This is a genomic window from Cupriavidus sp. TMH.W2 (assembly GCF_050847365.1).
GTDB lineage: Bacteria > Pseudomonadota > Gammaproteobacteria > Burkholderiales > Burkholderiaceae > Cupriavidus.
The window spans coordinates 580,237-596,586 of the sequence record NZ_CP193793.1; the positions used below are offsets into that span (position 1 = coordinate 580,237).

The window sequence follows — 16,350 nt, forward strand, 5'->3', positions numbered from 1 at the left end:
TGTCCTGATTAGCTGTCTTGCAGCGCCGCCAGCAAGCCTTCAAGAGGCTGCCAGCGGATGTCGAGTTCGGCGAGCAAAACGCTCTGCATATCCTTGCGGAACACCGCCAGCCATGCGCCGGGGCGGACCGCCGCGGGCTGCCCCGCGGCCTGGGCCTCGGCCAGCGCCGCCGCTTCGGCCTGGCGCAGGCGCTGGAAATGCGGCTCCAGCATGGAAGGCACTGTGCCCAGCAGGCTTAGCTCGCGCGCGCCCAGCACGCGTTCCATCACCGCATCGACCGTGGCCAGCTTGGCCATGCCGGGACCACGGGCGGACAGTGCGACGCGCAGGCGGGCGCGCAAGTTGCCGATCGCGGTCTCCATGGTCTGTTGCAGCGTGAGATAGCGCTGGCGATAGACCGCGTAGTCGACCTGCGCATCGACGGGATCGGGTAGCGCAGACCGCCGCGACGGCCCGCGCCGCTTGCCAGCAAGCGAGGTGTCTTCCACGATGGCATCGGCCAGCGTGGCGCGCACGCGCGCGCATTCCTGCGCCTTCGTGCCGGCGGCGGCACTTGCCGCGGGTGGCATTGCCGGCGCATTGGCCTTCAGGGCCGACGACAGCGCGATCGCGTCCGCCCAGCCAAGCCATTGGCTCAGCTGGCTTGAGAGCGAGCTTGCAGGAGAGGGGGCGTCGGCGTCGGTCAGGCGAGCCAGCAGGCGGACCAGGGTCGGGCCGCTGAAACCTGTGCGCCGGGGCACTTGTAACATTCCGCCGGATTTGAAAAATCCAGCAGTTTACACGGGCCAGCGGGGCGAAGTCAGGAATCGGGAAGTATTACGGGACGGAATTGACCCAGATGGACCCAGTGGACTAATATGGGCTTAGTCCACTAGGAGCAAAAATGCAGACGGTCAATATCCATGAAGCGAAGACCCATTTTTCGCGTTTGGTCGATGCCGCAGCCAGCGGCGAGGAGATTGTGATTGCCAAGGCAGGCAAACCGGCCGCGCGACTGGTGCCGATGGAACGGGCCAAGGTGGTGCGTCGGTTTGGTGGCCTGAAAGGCAAGGTGCGCGTCGCCGACGACTTCGATGCGCCGCTGCCCGATGACGTGATTGCCGCGTTCGAGGGCCGGTGATGCGCCTGCTTCTCGATACCCACGTTTACCTTTGGTCTGTCATGGACGACCGCAAGCTGACCAAAGCGGCCCGCAAGCTAATACTTGACGCCGACGATGTTTACGTCAGCAGCGCGAGCATATGGGAAGCGTCGATCAAGGCCGGGCTTGGCAAGCTCGACGTGGATGTGAACCTGCTCGTGTCCGAGATTGAGGCGAGCGGCTTTTCGGAATTGCCGGTGCGGGCGGTTCACGCGGCGATGGTGCGCGACCTGCCGGATATTCACCGTGATCCGTTCGACCGGATCCTGGTCGCACAGGCTCTTTCGGAGCCCCTGCGACTGGTGACTTCAGACGGCCATTTATCGAAGTACACCGATCTGGTCATCACCGTATAAGAGCCTCGATTTCCAACAGCCGCCAGAAGTCCATCTACGGGTATGCAAGTACAATCCTCGGCAAACTGACACACAAATACTACGAGGGGACGACATCATGAATGGTGTAGTTTCAGGCCGCCTTGCGCCGGGGTGTCCTTGAATACTCGCTTTATCGAGGCCTTCATGTGGGTCGCGCGGCTTGGCAGTTTCCGCGCTGCGGCCGACCATCTGCACATCACGCAGGCCGCCATGTCAAACCGCATCGCCTCGCTCGAGCAGGAGATCGGCGCCCGCGTCTTTGAGCGCGAGGCCCGCGATCTGCGCCTGACGCCGGTCGGCCTGCGCTTGCTCGGCTACGGCGAGCGGATGCTCGAGCTGCAGCGCGAGATCATGGTGCTGGGCCGCTCGGACCAGCAGCTGCTCGGGCTGGTGCGCATCGGCGCGATCGAGACCGTGGTGCATACCTGGCTGGTCGACTTCCTGCGCCACCTGAGTTCGACCTATCCCGGCATCGAGGTGCAGATCACCTCCGAGACGACCGAAGGGCTGCACAAGAGCCTGCGTGGCGGCGCCATCGATATCGCGCTGCAGACCGACACTGCCGTCGGCGAAGGCATCGCCAGCATGCCCTGCCTGCCGATGGCGATGGGCTGGGTTGGCCCGCCGGGCGAACCGCAGCCGGGCGAGGGCGTGCTGGCGGGGCTGCTCCAGCATCCGACCATCACGATGAGCCGGGGCTCGCAGCCCCACGTTGCGCTCAAGGAGCTGTATCGCAAGGCCGGATTGCCGGTAGGCAAGGTGCATTGCGTGAGCTCGATTGCCGCCATTGTCAGGCTGGTCAAGGGCGGGTTCGGCAATGCCCTGATGCCGCTGGCACCGGTGCGCGAGCAGGTCGAGCGCGGCGAGTTGCGCCTGCTTGCCTGCGATGTCCCGCTGCCACCGCAGCGTGTGGTGGTCAGCTATCACGACCACGGCGTTTCCGAGGCCATCCGCTTTGTTGCCGAACTGGCCTGCCGCGAATCGGATCAGTTCGTCCGGTCGTTGCCTGCACCATATTCGGGGCCCTAAAGAGTAATGCCGTTCAGTTAACCACCGTGGTTCCCGCGCAGGCGGGAACCCAGTGACGTCATCCCCAAAGGGGACGTGAAAGACGCTGGATTCCCGCCTGCGCGGGAATGACAGTAGCGTTTGATACCTTAACTGAACAGCATTAGGCCCTGGAGAGGCGATTGCGCCACCCTGGTGCGGCTTCCCGGCCGCATCCACAAGAAAAACTGATCGGAAGGACCAACAATTTCCCGTTTGTCCTGACTCGCTGCTGCAACGATCATCGACTCATCAGCCACGCCCGGCGATCACCCCATCAGAGGAGATAGAGTTTGATGAGCAATCTTGCGGCCATTCCCCCACATGGCTTGTTGTTCGTTGCGTCCGATGTGGATGCGGCCGATGAAGCCGATTTCAATCTCTGGTACGACCGCGAACACGTAGAGGAGCGCGCGCGCGTTCCGGGCTTTATCTCGGCCGCGCGCTACCAGGCAGTGCACGGTGGCCCGAAGTACCTTGGCCTCTATCGCACCGAATCGCTGGCTGCGTTCACCTCGGCCGCCTACAAGCAGGCCTTCCGGCACCAGACCCCATGGTCAGTCACCAACCTCGGGCGCATGCGCAAGCCGATGCGCCGCGTGTGCTCGGTCGATGCTTCGGTGGGACAAGGCAGCGGCAGCTGGCTCGCGGTCCTGCCACTGCCGCGCGCCGACGATGCCGTGTCCCTCATCGACCGGGCCGGCGAGGTCGGCGACGAACTCTCGCTGCGCGCAGGGTTCGTCCGCTCCTATCTCCTGGTCCCCGACGACGAGCTCAGCCAGCCTTTGCCGAACGAGAGCCTGGAAGGCCGCGAACTGCTTCCCTTGTTCGTCGTGGAGAGCAGTGACGAACAGGCAAGCGCGCTTGCGCTGGGCATCGCGGCGCAGGGCCTGCACGCCGATCCCGCGGGTGCGACGCGCTACATCCTCAAGTGGAAGCTCTACGCAAAGGAACTGACGTCATGAGCGAAATCGTTTCTCCGGTAGCCGACGCCGGCGCTGCAGCCGGCGCGCGCGATGCCAGCGCCAACGCGAAGATGCGCCGCCTGGCCGCGGCCAGCTCGATCGGAACCACGCTGGAGTGGTATGACTTTACCGTCTACAACCTGATGGCGGCGCTGGTCTTCAACGTCATCTTCTTTCCGTCGTTCGATCCGCTCACGGGCACGATCCTGGCGTTCTCCACGTATGCCGTCGGCTATCTGTCCCGGCCGCTCGGCGGCATGGTGTTCGGCCATCTTGGCGACAAGCTCGGCCGCCGCTTTGTCCTGGTGACGACGCTGGTCCTGATGGGCATAGCCACCGGTGCGATGGGCATGCTGCCGACCTATGCGTCGTGGGGCATCTGGAGCCCGCTGCTGCTGGTGGCGCTGCGCTTTGTGCAGGGTGCCGCCATCGGCGGCGAATGGGCCGGCGCGGTGCTGCTGGCGATGGAGCACGGCAGGCAGGATCAGCGCGGGCGCAATGCGTCCTTTACGCAGGTGGGTCCGTCGGCCGGGACGCTGCTGGGCACTGGCTTCATTGCCCTGGTCACGCTGTTCCTGAGCCCGGAGGACTTCCTGGCGTGGGGCTGGCGCATCCCGTTCGTTTCTAGCGTGGCGCTGGTGATCTTCGGCTTGTGGCTGCGGCGTGGCGTGGACGAAACGCCGGCATTCAAGGAAATGGCTGCCCACAATACGCAAGCCAAAACCCCGGTCAAGGAAGTGTTTGTATCGCACTGGCGGCGTCTGCTGGTGGCCGGCGGCGTGCGGATCGGCTCGGACGTGCTCTATGCCCTGGTCGTGGTATTTACGCTGACCTATGTCACCAGTGTGCTGCACCTGTCGCGTCCGCTGGCGCTGACGGCGACGATGCTGGGCGCGGCCGGCAATGCACTGACGGTGCCGCTGTTCGGTGCGCTGTCTGACAAGCTCGGCCGCCGGCCGGTCTACCTGACCGGCGCGCTGCTGGGAATCGTCTGGGCGTTCGTGTTCTTCGTGCTGATGGACAGCAGCCAGCCGTGGCAGATCTGTGTGGCCGTTGTGTTGGGGCTGCAGATCCACGCCGCCATGTACGGCCCGCAGGCAGCGTTCGTGACCGAGCAGTTTCCGACGCGGGTGCGCTATGCAGGCTCGTCACTGGCCTACACCCTGGCAGGCATCCTCGGCGGTGGCTTCGCTCCGCTCATCATCACCAGCCTGTACAAGGCCTACGGCACGACCGGCGCTGTGTCGCTCTATGTCTGCACGGCATTGGGCGTGACGCTGGTTGCGCTGCTGGTTGCCCGCGAGACGGCGCACAAGCCGCTTGAGCACTAGTTCCCGGCCGCGGCTCGCCGCTGTCCGGCGAACCATGCCCGCCGGCGGCATTTCCCTCGAAGCCCCTTCCTCACAACAACTTGTACCGCATGCCTACTCTGCAATTCCAGCTCGCCGGCGAGGGACCGCTGGCCCTGCATATCGACCGGCTCGTCATTGCCGGCTGGACCGGACGCGATGCCGAAGCCGTCAACCACCACATCCGGGAACTTGAACAGATCGGCGTGAAGCCGCCATCGACCGTTCCGTGCTTCTATCCGCTTGCCGCCTCGCTGCTGACCACCGCACCGTTGCTGGAAGTGCCGCGGGAAGATTCATCGGGTGAGATCGAGTTCGTGCTGATGGCGGGCCAGGACGCGCTCTATGTCGGCGTGGGCTCGGACCATACCGACCGCAAGGTCGAGGCCTATGATGTCACCGTCTCCAAGCAGATGTGCGCCAAGCCGGTCGGTAACGAGGTCTGGCGCTTTGACGATGTCGCGGCGCACTGGGACCGGCTCGAGATGCGCTGCTGGCGCACCCGGCGTGGCGTGCGCGCGCTTTACCAGGAAGGACTGGTGACACGCCTGCTCGATCCGCGCGATCTGATCCGCCGTCTGCACGGCGAAGGCGCGTTGCCGCCCGGTACCGCGATGTTCTGCGGCACACAGGCCGTGATCGGGGAACTGGGCGGAGGCGAGGCTTTTGAAGTCGAGCTGCACGATCCGGTACTGCGGCGTTCGATACGTCATGCATACCGCGTCGCAAGCCTGGAGGTGGCCCCCTGATGCGTACTGATCTTCCCACCATCGCGGAACTGGCCGCCAGCCTGAATGCCGGGCGTACGACGAGCGTCGCGCTGACCGAACAGGCGCTGGAGCGTATCGGCAGTCATCGCACGGCGGGCGGCGCGGCCTTTGTCGAGGTCGATGACAAGGGCGCCCTGGCGGCGGCCGCAGCGGCAGACCAGGCGCGTGCTGCCGGCTATGTAGCGTCGCCACTGGCTGGCCTGCCGGTTTCGGTCAAGGACTTGTTCGATGTGCGCGGCCAGGTGACGCGCGCCGGCTCAAAGGCGCTGGACGGTGCCCCTGCGGCGGCGGACGCGCCGGCCGTGGCGCGCCTGCGCGCCGCGGGCGCGGTGCTGATCGGGCGCACCAACATGAGTGAGTTCGCCTTCTCCGGGCTCGGGCTGAATCCGCACTTCGGTACGCCCCGCACGCCGTCCGACGAAGCCTGCATCGCCGGCGGCTCCACCTCAGGCGGTGCCGTCAGCGTGGCGCTCGGCATGGCCGTGGCCGCGCTCGGTACCGACACGGGCGGTTCGATCCGCATCCCGAGCGCATTCTGCGGACTGACCGGCTTCAAGCCCAGTGCGCGGCGCGTGCCGCTGAAGGGCGCCGTGCCGTTGTCGGCCTCGCTCGACTCGGCCGGTCCGCTGGCGCGTTCCGTGGCTTGCTGTGCGGCCTTGGATGCGGTCCTCAGTGGTGAGGCGCTCGACAGCCGGCCCACTGCGCTTGCCGGCCTGCGCCTGTACGTGACGCGCGACTTCGTCACGGAGGGTCTGGACAGCGAAGTCGCGCGTGGCTTTGACGCAGCCCTGGCCAGCCTGTCCCGGCTCGGTGCGCAGGTCATCCCATTCGATTTCCCCGAGCTTGGCCGCCTGCCACAGATCAATGCCGGCGGCGGCCTGACCGCGGCCGAAGCGTGGCACTGGCATCGCGCGCTGCTGGAAGCGCGCGGCGCTGCCTACGATCCGCGCGTGGCGACACGGATACGCCGTGGCCAGCAACAGAGTGCCGCCGACTATCTGACCCTGCTCAGGGAACGCGAAGTCATGCGCCAAAGAGCGGCAGAGCTTTTGCGCGATGCCGATGCCTGGCTGATGCCGACGGTGGCGGTCCGGCCGCCGCGGATCGACGCGCTCGACAGCGATGAAGCCTTCTTTTCGACCAACGGCCTTGTGCTGCGCAATCCCAGTGTCATCAATTTTCTCGATGGCTGTGCGGTATCTCTTCCGCTTCCCGCCGCCGTGCCGGGCATCGCGCTCAGCGTCTGTGGATTGAACGGTGCCGACGCGCGAATTCTGCAAGTTGCCGGTGGGATTGAAAAAGGCCTTCGCTGAACGCTAGTCCTCCGACACCTCGCAAAACCGCAGCCGGTTTCCGAACGGATCGGCCACCTGCAGCATCCGTCCCCAGCCCACATCCTCCACGCCGGGCCTGGCGTACGGATAGTCCCTGGCGGACAGCTCCCGCTGCAGCGCATCGACATCCTCCACTGTCACGAACACCGTCGATCCTGGCGTGGCATCGCCATGGTGCTCGCTCAGGTGCAGCGTCAGGCCGCTGCGCCTGACCTGCGCGTACAGCGGAAACCCCTCCTCATACCGATGCTCCCAGTCGAGCGAGAAGCCGAGGAAGCCGAGGTAGAACTCCTTGGCCTTGTCGACCGAGAAGATCCGGAGGATGGGAATGCCGGCGGACAGGGTCATGGTTTTCCGTTTGGAAGTTGCGCGGGAAAGCCAGATGATAACGCCGGGCCGCGGCCATTGAGCAGCGGGATTGCAAGGCGGTCGCCATAGCCGCGCACGCCCTTGAACGTGCCGAAGTAGTTGTCGAACGAGCGGTTTTCCAGCATCACCATCACGACGTGCTTGACGTCGTGGATGGTGCCGGTGGCGTTGTTGGCCTCAATGGCGAACGCGCGGCGGATGCTGGGCGGAACGCTGGCCAGCATCGCGGCGGCAGCGCCGGTGCCGAGGCTTGCCTTGTGGTCGTTTGAGGGGGATAACGCTTGCCGATCCCATGCGCCGATATCAGATGCAGGGCATGGACTTCCCCGGTGTCGCTGCTGGCGGTGGTGCCCAACGTGCTGGTGGCCAACACCGCCGTGCAGAAGCGGCTGGCGCTGATCGGCGCCGAGCCGATCGGCAGTTCACCGGCGGTGCTGCGCGAGCACCTGGCCAAGGAAACCGACATGTGGGGTGCGCTGATCCGCCAGCGGGGTATCCGGGCGGATTAAGCGGCCCGGACCAACGCGATTCATAGGGGGCTCCCCCGGGAATGCTCCGGGGGCATGTCATTACCCCGCCCCCGTCTCCCTGGCACATAATGTGCGTAAGATGCCGGCCGCAAGGCACACTCGAGCGGATCATCCGCCGGCACTGAGGGGAGACAATGAGCAGTTCAACCGACAAGTTCTCGGCCACCATGCGCGATGGCCTGGCCGATCTTGCCCGCCGCCTGCGCTTTGCCATGGAGGAGGGCGCGATCTGGCTGGACGAGCAGCGCATGATCCTGATCCATACCGCCGCCCTGGGCGCCCTGCGCAAGGAGCTGGTGGACACCCTGGGCATGGAGCGCGCGCGCGGCCTGTTCATGCGCATGGGCTTTCATTCGGGCATGCGCGACGCCGAGGTGGCCAGGAAGCTGCGCGCCGGCCACAGCGACTTCGGCCAGCTGGAGATCGGGCCCTGCCTGCATACCATCGAGGGGGTGGTGCGGGTCACGCCGGTCAAGGTCGACATCGATATCGCCGCCGGCATCTACGATGGCGAATTCCTGTGGGAAGACTCCTTCGAGGGCGACGTCCACCGCCAGCTGTTCGGCATCGTCGACGAGCCTGCCTGCTGGATGCAGATTGGCTACGCCACCGGCTATACCTCCGCGCTGATGGGGCGCACCATCCTGTACCGCGAGGTGGAGTGCATTGCCTGCGGGCACCCGCACTGCCGCATCGTCGGCAAGCCGGTGGAAGCCTGGGAAGACGGCGCACAGGCGCTGGCGCTGTACCAGCCCGATCCGGTGATCGAAACCATCATCGCCCTGCAGAGCGAGGTCGAGCACCTGCGCGCGCTGCAGGGCACCCCGGCCACGCCGGCCGACCTGGTCGGCACCTCGCCCGGCTTCCGCGCCGCCTGGGGCCTGCTGCAACGCGCCGCGGCCAGCAACGTGACCGTGCTGCTGCTGGGCGAAACCGGCGTGGGCAAGGAGCGCTTCGCGCAGGCGCTGCACAGCGTGAGCGGGCGCGCCGACAAGCCCTTTATCGCCGTGAACTGCGCGGCGATTCCCGACGAGCTGATCGAGTCCGAGCTGTTTGGCGTGGAAAAGGGCGCCTTTACCGGCGCCAGCCAGTCGCGCCCCGGGCGCTTCGAGCGCGCGCACGGCGGCACCCTGTTCCTGGACGAGCTGGGCGAGCTGTCGGCCTCGGCCCAGTCCAAGCTGCTGCGCGTGCTGCAGGAAGGCGAGGTCGAGCGCGTGGGCGGCACCGGCACGCGCAAGGTGGACGTGCGGCTGGTGGCCGCCACCAATGTCGACCTGGCCGAAGCCGTGAAGCAGGGCACCTTCCGCAAGGACCTGTACTACCGCCTGAACGTCTACCCGGTCACGATCCCGCCGCTGCGCGAGCGCCTGGACGATATCCGGCCGCTGGCCGAGCGCTTCGTGGCCCGCTACGGCGCGCGCCATGGCAAGCGCATCGTCGGCATCACCGACCGCGCGCTGGCCGAGCTGCGTCACTATGACTGGCCCGGCAACGTGCGCGAGCTGGAGAACGTGATCGAGCGCGGCGTGATCCTGGCCAGCCAGGGCGGCCAGATCACCGCCGACCACCTGTTCCTGCCGGGCACCGTGGCACCGGCGGTGGATACCGCGCCGCGCCTGGGCGCGGGCGGCACGCTGCCAGACCTGCGCGAAGCCGCGGTCCATGCGCTGCTGGACCAGATGTCCGAGCAGCAGCTGGCGCTGGGCGATGTCGAGACCGTGCTGATGGAGGCCGCGATGCAGCGCGCCGGCGGCAACATGAGCCAGGCGGCTCGGTTGCTGGGCATTACGCGGCCGCAGCTGGCGTACCGGTGGAAGATGCGCGGTGCGCGTGGGGGTAACGGTAACGGTAACTGAGGCCGTTGCACGGTTCAGATACTGACGGTTTGCTCCCCTCTCCCGCAAGCGGGAGAGGGAGCACACAAGCGTAGATCAAGCCGTTCACACGATCCTCTGCGCCAGCCATCTCCTCTGCTTCTCCCCGGCCCCTCGCATTTCCCCACTTGATCATTTGATGCAGCCCCTCCAGGCCGCGCATCGTCCCGCATCCGCCAGATGCTGCGCCGCGCCAGCGATTTTCCCCTGTCGGATCAAGCCCCTTCATCCATGTGTTCCACGCCCGCTGCTGCGCCGCAGGGCAATCGCGCCTCCATCCGAACGCTACCCGCAAACGCCCGCCCTGCGCGGCTTTTGATCATTTGATCAAGGCTTTTGCGCAGCTTCATCAATTCATCGATGCGTTTCGCGCGGACCTTTCCGGGTTAACGCGCACGCTCGCCACCGCCAATTCCCCGCATTCCTTGTCCCACCGCGCTTCGCGGCCGCTGGCACGGTCTTCGCAATAAGGCCTGCGTCCAGCCAACGCAATGGAGCGCGCCATGAACACCCCGTCGGTTCCCCTGTTCGAAGCCACGCCGCGCTACGTGCGGGTCGAGGGCCGCACCCCGGAAGGGTTTGTGCAGTTCGCCTTCAGCGTGGCCGACCCCGAGCTGAACGTCGAACTGATCATGCCGGAGCCGATGTTCGAAGCCTTCTGCTGCGTCAACCGCGTGCGCTTCCTGCCGCCGCTGGAAGCTTCGCCGCAGCCGGAAGCCGACGACTGACGCCGCAGCCACCGCATCACAAAGAGAGAAGGGATACAGGAGACCACGCGATGCAAGTCGATATCAAGACCCAGCAGATCCAGCCGCTGCGCCAGACCTACGGCCATGTCGCGCGCCGCTTCGGCGACAAGCCGGCGTCGCGCTACCAGGAGGCGACCTACGACGTGCAGTCGGAGGTGAACTTCCACTACCGCCCCACCTGGGACCCCGGCTTCGAGCTGTATGACAAGCGCCGCACGGCAATCGTGATGCAGGACTGGTACGCGCTGAAGGACCCGCGCCAGTTCTACTACGGCGCCTATGTCACCGCGCGCGGCCGCCAGCAGGATGCCACGGAGAAGAGCTTCGCCTTTGTCGAGAAGCGCGGCCTGCTGCAGGCGCTGCCCGCTGAATGGCAGGAACGCCTGGCCACCGGCCTGCTGCCGCTGCGTCATGTGGAATGGGGTGCCAACATGAACAACTTCTATTGCGCCGACTACGGCTGGGGCACCGCCATCACGCAGGCCTGCACCTACTGCGCGATGGACCGCCTGGGCATTGCCCAGTACCTGTCGCGCATCGGCATGCTGCTGGATGGCAATACCGGCGTGGCGCTGGAGCGCGCCAGGGTGGCCTGGCTGGAAAGCGCCGCGTGGCAGCCGCTGCGCCGCTTTGTCGAGCACACCTTTGTCACCGGGGACTGGTTCGAGACCTTCGTGGCCCAGAACCTGGTGCTCGACGGGCTGCTCTACCCGCTGGTCTACCAGCATGCCGACGCGGTGATCGCGCGCGCCTGCGGCACCGGGCTGGCGGTGCTGACCGAGTTCATGAACGACTGGCGCGACGAGCACGCACGCTGGGTCGACGCGGTGATCCAGGCCGCCGCGGTCGAGTCCGACGCCAATCGCGTGCTGCTGTCCGGCTGGGCGCGCGCCGGCTGCGCCGAAGTGGCGCAGGCGCTGGTGCCGGTGGCCAATGCCCTCACCGGCGAGGACGGCGCGCAGATGGTGGCGCTGTGCCGCGAGCAGTTCGAAGTCCGCCTGGGCAAGCTCGGCCTGGCTGGCTGATCCGCCCGCAACGAACCCCACGGAGATACGCCATGTCAGCCACCGCCGCCAACGTCTACATCGCCCTGCAGCACAACGACGACACCCGACCCATCATCGACGCCATCACCGAGGCCAACCCGCATGCGGTGGTGTCGCAGTTCCCCGCCATGGTCAAGATCGACGCCCCCGGCCACCTGACCATCGTGCGCGAGCTGGTGGCCGGCAAGCTCGGCCGCGACTGGGACCTGCAGGAGATCCACCTGAACCTGATCTCGCTGTGCGGAAACATCGACGAAGACGAAGACGCCTTCACGCTGCGCTGGAACGCCTGACACCGCAGCGGCATAGAGAACATCACGGAGACATCATGGACGCACGCAAGAAGCTCAACCTGCGCGAGAAGTACGCCTCGATGACGCGGGACCTGGCCTGGGAAACGACCTACGAGCCGATGGACAAGGTTTTCCCGTTCGACAAGTACGAGGGCATCCGCATCCACGACTGGGACAAATGGGAAGACCCGTTCCGCATGACCATGGATGCCTACTGGAAATACCAGTCGGAGAAGGAGCGCAAGCTGTACGCGATCATCGATTCGTTCGTGCAGAACAACGGCCACCTGAACGTATCCGATCCGCGCTACCTGAACGCGCTGCGGCTGTTCCTGACCGGCGTGACGCCGCTGGAATATGCCGCCCACCGCGGCTACGCCCACCTGGGCCGTCACTTCCGCGGCGCCGGCGCGCGCGTGGCGGCGCAGATGCAGTCGATCGACGAGCTGCGCCATGCCCAGACCCAGCTGCACACGCTGTCGGTCTACAACAAGTACTTCCACGGCTTTGGCGAATGGCGCCACATGCACGACCGGGTCTGGTACCTGTCGGTGCCCAAGTCCTACTTCGAGGACGCGATGAGCGCGGGGCCGTTCGAGTTCATCACCGCGATCTCGTTCTCGTTCGAGTACGTGCTGACCAACCTGCTGTTCATGCCGTTCATGTCGGGCGCCGCCTACAACGGCGACATGGCCACGGTGACCTTCGGCTTCTCCGCGCAGTCCGACGAGTCGCGCCACATGACGCTGGGCCTGGAGGTGGTCAAGTTCCTGTGCGAGCAGGACGCCGGCAACATCCCGATCCTGCAGAAGTGGCTGGACAAGTGGTTCTGGCGCGGTTTCCGCCTGCTCACGCTGGTCGGCATGATGATGGACTACATGCTGCCCAAGCGGGTGATGTCGTGGGCCGAGGCCTGGGAGATGTACTTCGAGCAGGCGGGCGGGGCGCTGTTCAAGGACCTCGAGCGCTACGGCCTGCGCATGCCCAAGTACCACGAGGTCGCCACCAAAACCAAGGACCGCATCACGCACGAAGCGTGGGCCACCTTCTACAACTACGCGGGCGCAGCCGGCTTTCACACCTGGGTGCCCAAGGCCGACGAGATGGCATGGCTGTCCGAGAAGTACCCGCAGACCTTCGAGCGCTACTACAAGCCGCGCCTGGACCACTGGCAGGAGCGCCAGCAGGCCGGCGAGCGCTTCTACAACGCCACGCTGCCGATGCTGTGCCAGACCTGCCAGATCCCGATGGTGTTCTCGGAGCCCGACGACCCCACCCAGACCTGCTACCGCGAAAGCAGCTACCACGGCATGAAGTTCCATTTCTGCTCGGACGGCTGCAAGGATATCTTCGACGGCGAGCCCGCCAAGTACGCGCAGGCCTGGCTGCCGGTGCACCAGATCTACCAGGGCAACTGCGGCGGCGCCACGCTGGAGGACGTGCTCAAGTGGTACCGGCTGAACCCGGGCGCGGACAACCTGGACTTCGAGGGCTCGCAGGACCAGCGCAACTGGAACGCCTGGAAGGGCATCGGGCCCGCCGCGGACGCCGCCTGAAGCCGCCCCATCACAAGACAAGGAGACAACCATGCCCGTCGTATCCATCGGCGACTACGCCTTCGAGGCGGCCGACCGCGAGGCCGTGTTCCACGGCAACCGCCTGCTCTATATCGGCTGGGACGGCCACCTGCTGTTCTGCGCCCCGCATTGCTTCCCGTTCCCGCCGTCGATGCCGCTGCGCGAGGTGGTGGACAAGGTGCTGCCCGGCGTCTACGGCTACCACCCCGACTTTGCCCGCATCGACTGGGGCCAGGTGCAGTGGCTGCGCGCCGGCCAGCTCTGGCAGCCGGACCTGGACCGCTCGCTGGAAGAGAACGGCCTGGGCCACAAGGACGTGATCCGCTTCCGCACGCCGGGGCTGGACGGCATCGGCGGCAGCCGCAGCTGAGGCGCACGGGCGAGCGCACCACCGGAAGGAGACCAAGATGTATTCGCTGACCATTGAACCGATCGGGCAGACCATCCCCATCGCTCCGGGGCAGACCGTGCTGGATGCCTGCCTGCGCAACGGCGTGTGGTTGCCCCATGCCTGTTGCCACGGCTTGTGCGCCACCTGCAAGGTGCAGGTGGTGGACGGCGAGGTCGACCAGGGCGAGGCGTCCAGCTTCGCGCTGATGGATTTCGAGCGCGACAACGGCCAGTGCCTGGCCTGCTGCGCGACCGCGCAGTCCGACCTGGTGATCGAGGCCGATATCGAGGAGGACGCCGATGCGCTGGGCTTGCCGCTGGCCGACTACCGCGCCGAAGTGGTCGAGACGCGCGCCCTGACGCCCACCATCCTGGGCATCTGGCTGCGGGTCAAGGACGACCGGCGCACGGCCTTCCAGGCCGGGCAGTACGTGAACCTGAACGTGCCGGGCTGCGACCAGCCGCGCGCATTCTCGCTGGCCAACGCGCCGGGTGACGAACTGGTCGAACTGCACGTGCGGCGCGTGCCGGACGGGCAGGCCACCGGCTACCTGCACGACCGGCTGGCGGTGGGCGACGAATTGTCGTTCTCCGCGCCCTATGGCCGCTTCTTCGTGCGCAAGTCGGCGCGCGTGCCGATGCTGTTCCTGGCGGGCGGCTCCGGCCTGTCCAGCCCGCGCGCGATGATCCTGGACCTGCTGGCCGCCGGCGAGACCCTGCCGATCACGCTGGTGCAGGGCGCGCGCAACCGCGGCGAGCTGTACTACGACGCCGGGTTCCGGGCGCTGGCGCAGGCCCACCCCAACTTCCGCTACGTGCCGGCGCTGTCGGACGAACCCGCCGACAGCGGCTGGAGCGGCGCGCGCGGCTACGTCCACGACGTGCTGCACCAGCTCTACGCGCAGGACGGCAATGCCGACTTCAGCGGCCACAAGGCCTACCTGTGCGGGCCGCCGCCGATGATCGAGGCCTGCATCCGCACGCTGATGCAGGGCCGGCTGTTCGAGGCGGACATCCACACCGAGAAGTTCCTGTCCGCGGCGGATGCGCAGAACAGCGCGCGCAGCCCGCTGTTCAAGATCTGAGGAGGCTGCAATGCATTCCATCGAGATCGCCGGCTGCGGGCTGCGCTATCCCTGCGCGCCGGGGCAGAACCTGCTGCGTGCCATGGAAGTGCTGGGCCAGCGCGGCATCCCGGCCGGCTGCCGCGGCGGCGGCTGCGGCGTGTGCAAGGTCCGCATCGAGGCCGGCCACTACCACGCCGGCAAGATGAGCCGCGCCTGCCTGTCCGAAGCGGAGCAGCGCGACGGGCTGGTGCTGGCCTGCAAGACCTACCCGGACAGCGATATCCGACTGCGGCCTGTGGCCCTGTTGCAGCGCTGCCTGGAAAAGCAGCGCCAGCGCGAGCAGGGCCGGTAGCAAGCGAACGAAGCACAAGCAAAGAAGGTGGCACGCACACAGTGCCACCACCACACCAGGAGACCCATCATGGCATTGACAGGCGTATTGCGACCGGGGCACGTGGCCCTGCGCGTGCTGGAACTGGAGCCGACGCTGAAACACTACACCGAGGTACTCGGCTTGATCGAAACCGCGCGCGATGCGCAGGGCCGGGTGTTCCTGAAGGCATGGGACGAGCACGACCACCACAGCGTGGTGCTGCGCGAGGCCGACAGCCCGGGCATGGACTATATGGGCTTTCGCGTCGACAGCGGCCGCACCCTGGAGCGGCTGGCGCAGGAGGTGGAGCAATCCGGCCTGGCCACCGCTTGCCAGTGGATCGCCGCGGGCGAGCATCCGCACACCGGCGTGCGCTTTCGTTTCACCATCCCGACCGGCCATGCCATCGAGCTCTTTGCCGACAAGGACAAGCTGGGCTGCAAGACCGGCGACCTCAACCCCGACCCCTGGCCGGACGACCTGCGCGGCATGGCGCCCAGCCGCTTCGATCACTGCCTGCTGTATGGCGACGATATCGACGGCACCGTCAGGCTGTTCCGCGACGTGCTGGGTTTCTCGCTGGCCGAGCAGGTCGTGGCCGGCCCCGATGGCCAGATGCTGATCGGCGCCTTCCTGACCTGCTCGAACAAGGCGCATGACATCGCCTTTATCCGTCACCCGGAGAAGAACCGCTTCCACCATGCGTCATTCCTGCTCGACAACTGGAGCGAGGTGCTGAAGGCAGCCGACATCATCTCCAAGAAGGATGTGTCGCTCGATATCGGCCCGACCCGCCACGGCATCACGCGCGGCGCGACGATCTACTTCTTCGATCCCTCGGGCAATCGCAACGAGGTGTTCTCAGGCGGCTATATCCACTACCCGGACAAGCCCACCATCACCTGGACCGACAACGAGCTCGGGCGGGCGATCTTCTATCACGACAGGAAGCTGAATGAGGCGTTTTTGAATGTGCTGACCTGAACGTGAACGCTGGCCTCCCGCTGGTTTGCTCCCCTCTCCCGCCTGCGGGAGAGGGGCAGGGGGTGAGGGCAGGCACTGGCATACCGACACGCTGCACTTCGTCGACAGGCCCGGC

The 16,350-nt window shown here is 66.3% G+C and carries 18 protein-coding genes and 2 pseudogenes; 17 read left to right on the forward strand and 3 right to left on the reverse strand.

Features of this window, described 5'->3' with window-relative positions:
• Positions 1-8 precede the first annotated feature (8 nt).
• The gene (locus ACREYQ_RS20225; protein WP_432261959.1) at positions 9-749 is read right to left on the reverse strand and encodes a DUF3348 domain-containing protein; all 741 of its coding nucleotides are present in this window, start codon (positions 747-749) and stop codon (positions 9-11) included.
• 134 nt (positions 750-883) lie between these two features.
• On the opposite strand from ACREYQ_RS20225, the gene ACREYQ_RS20230 reads away from it, so the two are divergent.
• The 7 genes from ACREYQ_RS20230 (at position 884) to ACREYQ_RS20260 (ending at position 6,962) form a co-directional block, all read left to right on the forward strand.
• Positions 884-1,120, forward strand: a complete 237-nt coding sequence (locus ACREYQ_RS20230) for a type II toxin-antitoxin system Phd/YefM family antitoxin (RefSeq protein WP_432261960.1) — start codon at positions 884-886, stop codon at positions 1,118-1,120.
• Entirely contained in the window at positions 1,120-1,497 is a 378-nt protein-coding gene (locus ACREYQ_RS20235; RefSeq protein ID WP_432262611.1) for a type II toxin-antitoxin system VapC family toxin, read from the forward strand. The genes ACREYQ_RS20230 and ACREYQ_RS20235 overlap by 1 nt, the downstream gene beginning before the upstream one ends.
• Before the next feature lie 138 nt (positions 1,498-1,635).
• Positions 1,636-2,547: a LysR family transcriptional regulator gene (locus ACREYQ_RS20240; protein WP_432261961.1), complete on the forward strand. Its 912-nt coding sequence runs from the start codon at positions 1,636-1,638 to the stop codon at positions 2,545-2,547.
• A gap of 314 nt (positions 2,548-2,861) precedes the next feature.
• A complete protein-coding gene (locus ACREYQ_RS20245; protein ID WP_432261962.1) occupies positions 2,862-3,530 on the forward strand; it encodes a hypothetical protein in 669 nt (222 codons plus the stop codon).
• A complete protein-coding gene (locus ACREYQ_RS20250; RefSeq protein WP_432261963.1) occupies positions 3,527-4,861 on the forward strand; it encodes an MFS transporter in 1,335 nt (444 codons plus the stop codon). Before ACREYQ_RS20245 ends, ACREYQ_RS20250 begins: the two co-directional genes overlap by 4 nt.
• An 89-nt stretch (positions 4,862-4,950) precedes the next feature.
• On the forward strand, positions 4,951-5,628 hold the full coding sequence (locus ACREYQ_RS20255) for a DUF2848 domain-containing protein (protein WP_432261964.1): 678 nt from the start codon (positions 4,951-4,953) through the stop codon (positions 5,626-5,628).
• Positions 5,628-6,962, forward strand: coding sequence for an amidase (locus ACREYQ_RS20260; RefSeq protein WP_432261965.1), 1,335 nt, complete (start codon positions 5,628-5,630; stop codon positions 6,960-6,962). Before ACREYQ_RS20255 ends, ACREYQ_RS20260 begins: the two co-directional genes overlap by 1 nt.
• Before the next feature lie 3 nt (positions 6,963-6,965).
• On the opposite strand, the gene ACREYQ_RS20265 is transcribed toward ACREYQ_RS20260, so the two are convergent.
• Both ACREYQ_RS20265 and ACREYQ_RS20270 read right to left on the reverse strand, forming a co-directional pair.
• Positions 6,966-7,331 carry a glyoxalase superfamily protein gene (locus ACREYQ_RS20265; protein WP_432261966.1) on the reverse strand — a complete coding sequence of 122 codons (366 nt, stop codon included), beginning with the start codon at positions 7,329-7,331 and terminating at the stop codon, positions 6,966-6,968.
• 50 nt (positions 7,332-7,381) lie between these two features.
• Positions 7,382-7,576, reverse strand: a pseudogene (locus ACREYQ_RS20270) (alkaline phosphatase family protein); the annotation flags it as partial.
• Between the two features lie 150 nt (positions 7,577-7,726).
• On the opposite strand from ACREYQ_RS20270, the pseudogene ACREYQ_RS20275 reads away from it, so the two are divergent.
• From ACREYQ_RS20275 to ACREYQ_RS20320, 10 genes and pseudogenes are all read left to right on the forward strand, one after another.
• Positions 7,727-7,861, forward strand: a pseudogene (locus tag ACREYQ_RS20275) (tripartite tricarboxylate transporter substrate binding protein); the annotation flags it as partial.
• Positions 7,862-8,016: 155 nt separating this feature from the next.
• Entirely contained in the window at positions 8,017-9,738 is a 1,722-nt protein-coding gene (gene poxR, locus ACREYQ_RS20280; protein ID WP_432261967.1) for a phenol degradation transcriptional regulator PoxR, read from the forward strand.
• A gap of 521 nt (positions 9,739-10,259) precedes the next feature.
• The gene (locus ACREYQ_RS20285) at positions 10,260-10,484 is read left to right on the forward strand and encodes a phenol hydroxylase subunit (protein WP_092311966.1); all 225 of its coding nucleotides are present in this window, start codon (positions 10,260-10,262) and stop codon (positions 10,482-10,484) included.
• Between the two features lie 50 nt (positions 10,485-10,534).
• Entirely contained in the window at positions 10,535-11,530 is a 996-nt protein-coding gene (locus tag ACREYQ_RS20290; RefSeq protein ID WP_432261968.1) for an aromatic/alkene monooxygenase hydroxylase subunit beta, read from the forward strand.
• Positions 11,531-11,562: 32 nt separating this feature from the next.
• Positions 11,563-11,844 carry an MmoB/DmpM family protein gene (locus ACREYQ_RS20295; RefSeq protein WP_432261969.1) on the forward strand — a complete coding sequence of 94 codons (282 nt, stop codon included), beginning with the start codon at positions 11,563-11,565 and terminating at the stop codon, positions 11,842-11,844.
• 35 nt (positions 11,845-11,879) lie between these two features.
• Entirely contained in the window at positions 11,880-13,400 is a 1,521-nt protein-coding gene (locus ACREYQ_RS20300; protein WP_432261970.1) for an aromatic/alkene/methane monooxygenase hydroxylase/oxygenase subunit alpha, read from the forward strand.
• 31 nt (positions 13,401-13,431) lie between these two features.
• Entirely contained in the window at positions 13,432-13,791 is a 360-nt protein-coding gene (locus tag ACREYQ_RS20305; RefSeq protein ID WP_432261971.1) for a phenol hydroxylase subunit P4, read from the forward strand.
• Between the two features lie 37 nt (positions 13,792-13,828).
• Entirely contained in the window at positions 13,829-14,896 is a 1,068-nt protein-coding gene (locus ACREYQ_RS20310) for an NADH:ubiquinone reductase (Na(+)-transporting) subunit F (protein ID WP_432261972.1), read from the forward strand.
• A 10-nt stretch (positions 14,897-14,906) separates the two neighbouring features.
• Positions 14,907-15,230: a 2Fe-2S iron-sulfur cluster binding domain-containing protein gene (locus ACREYQ_RS20315; protein ID WP_432261973.1), complete on the forward strand. Its 324-nt coding sequence runs from the start codon at positions 14,907-14,909 to the stop codon at positions 15,228-15,230.
• A 69-nt stretch (positions 15,231-15,299) separates the two neighbouring features.
• Positions 15,300-16,235, forward strand: coding sequence for a catechol 2,3-dioxygenase (locus ACREYQ_RS20320; protein WP_432261974.1), 936 nt, complete (start codon positions 15,300-15,302; stop codon positions 16,233-16,235).
• The last annotated feature ends 115 nt before the right edge of the window (positions 16,236-16,350 follow it).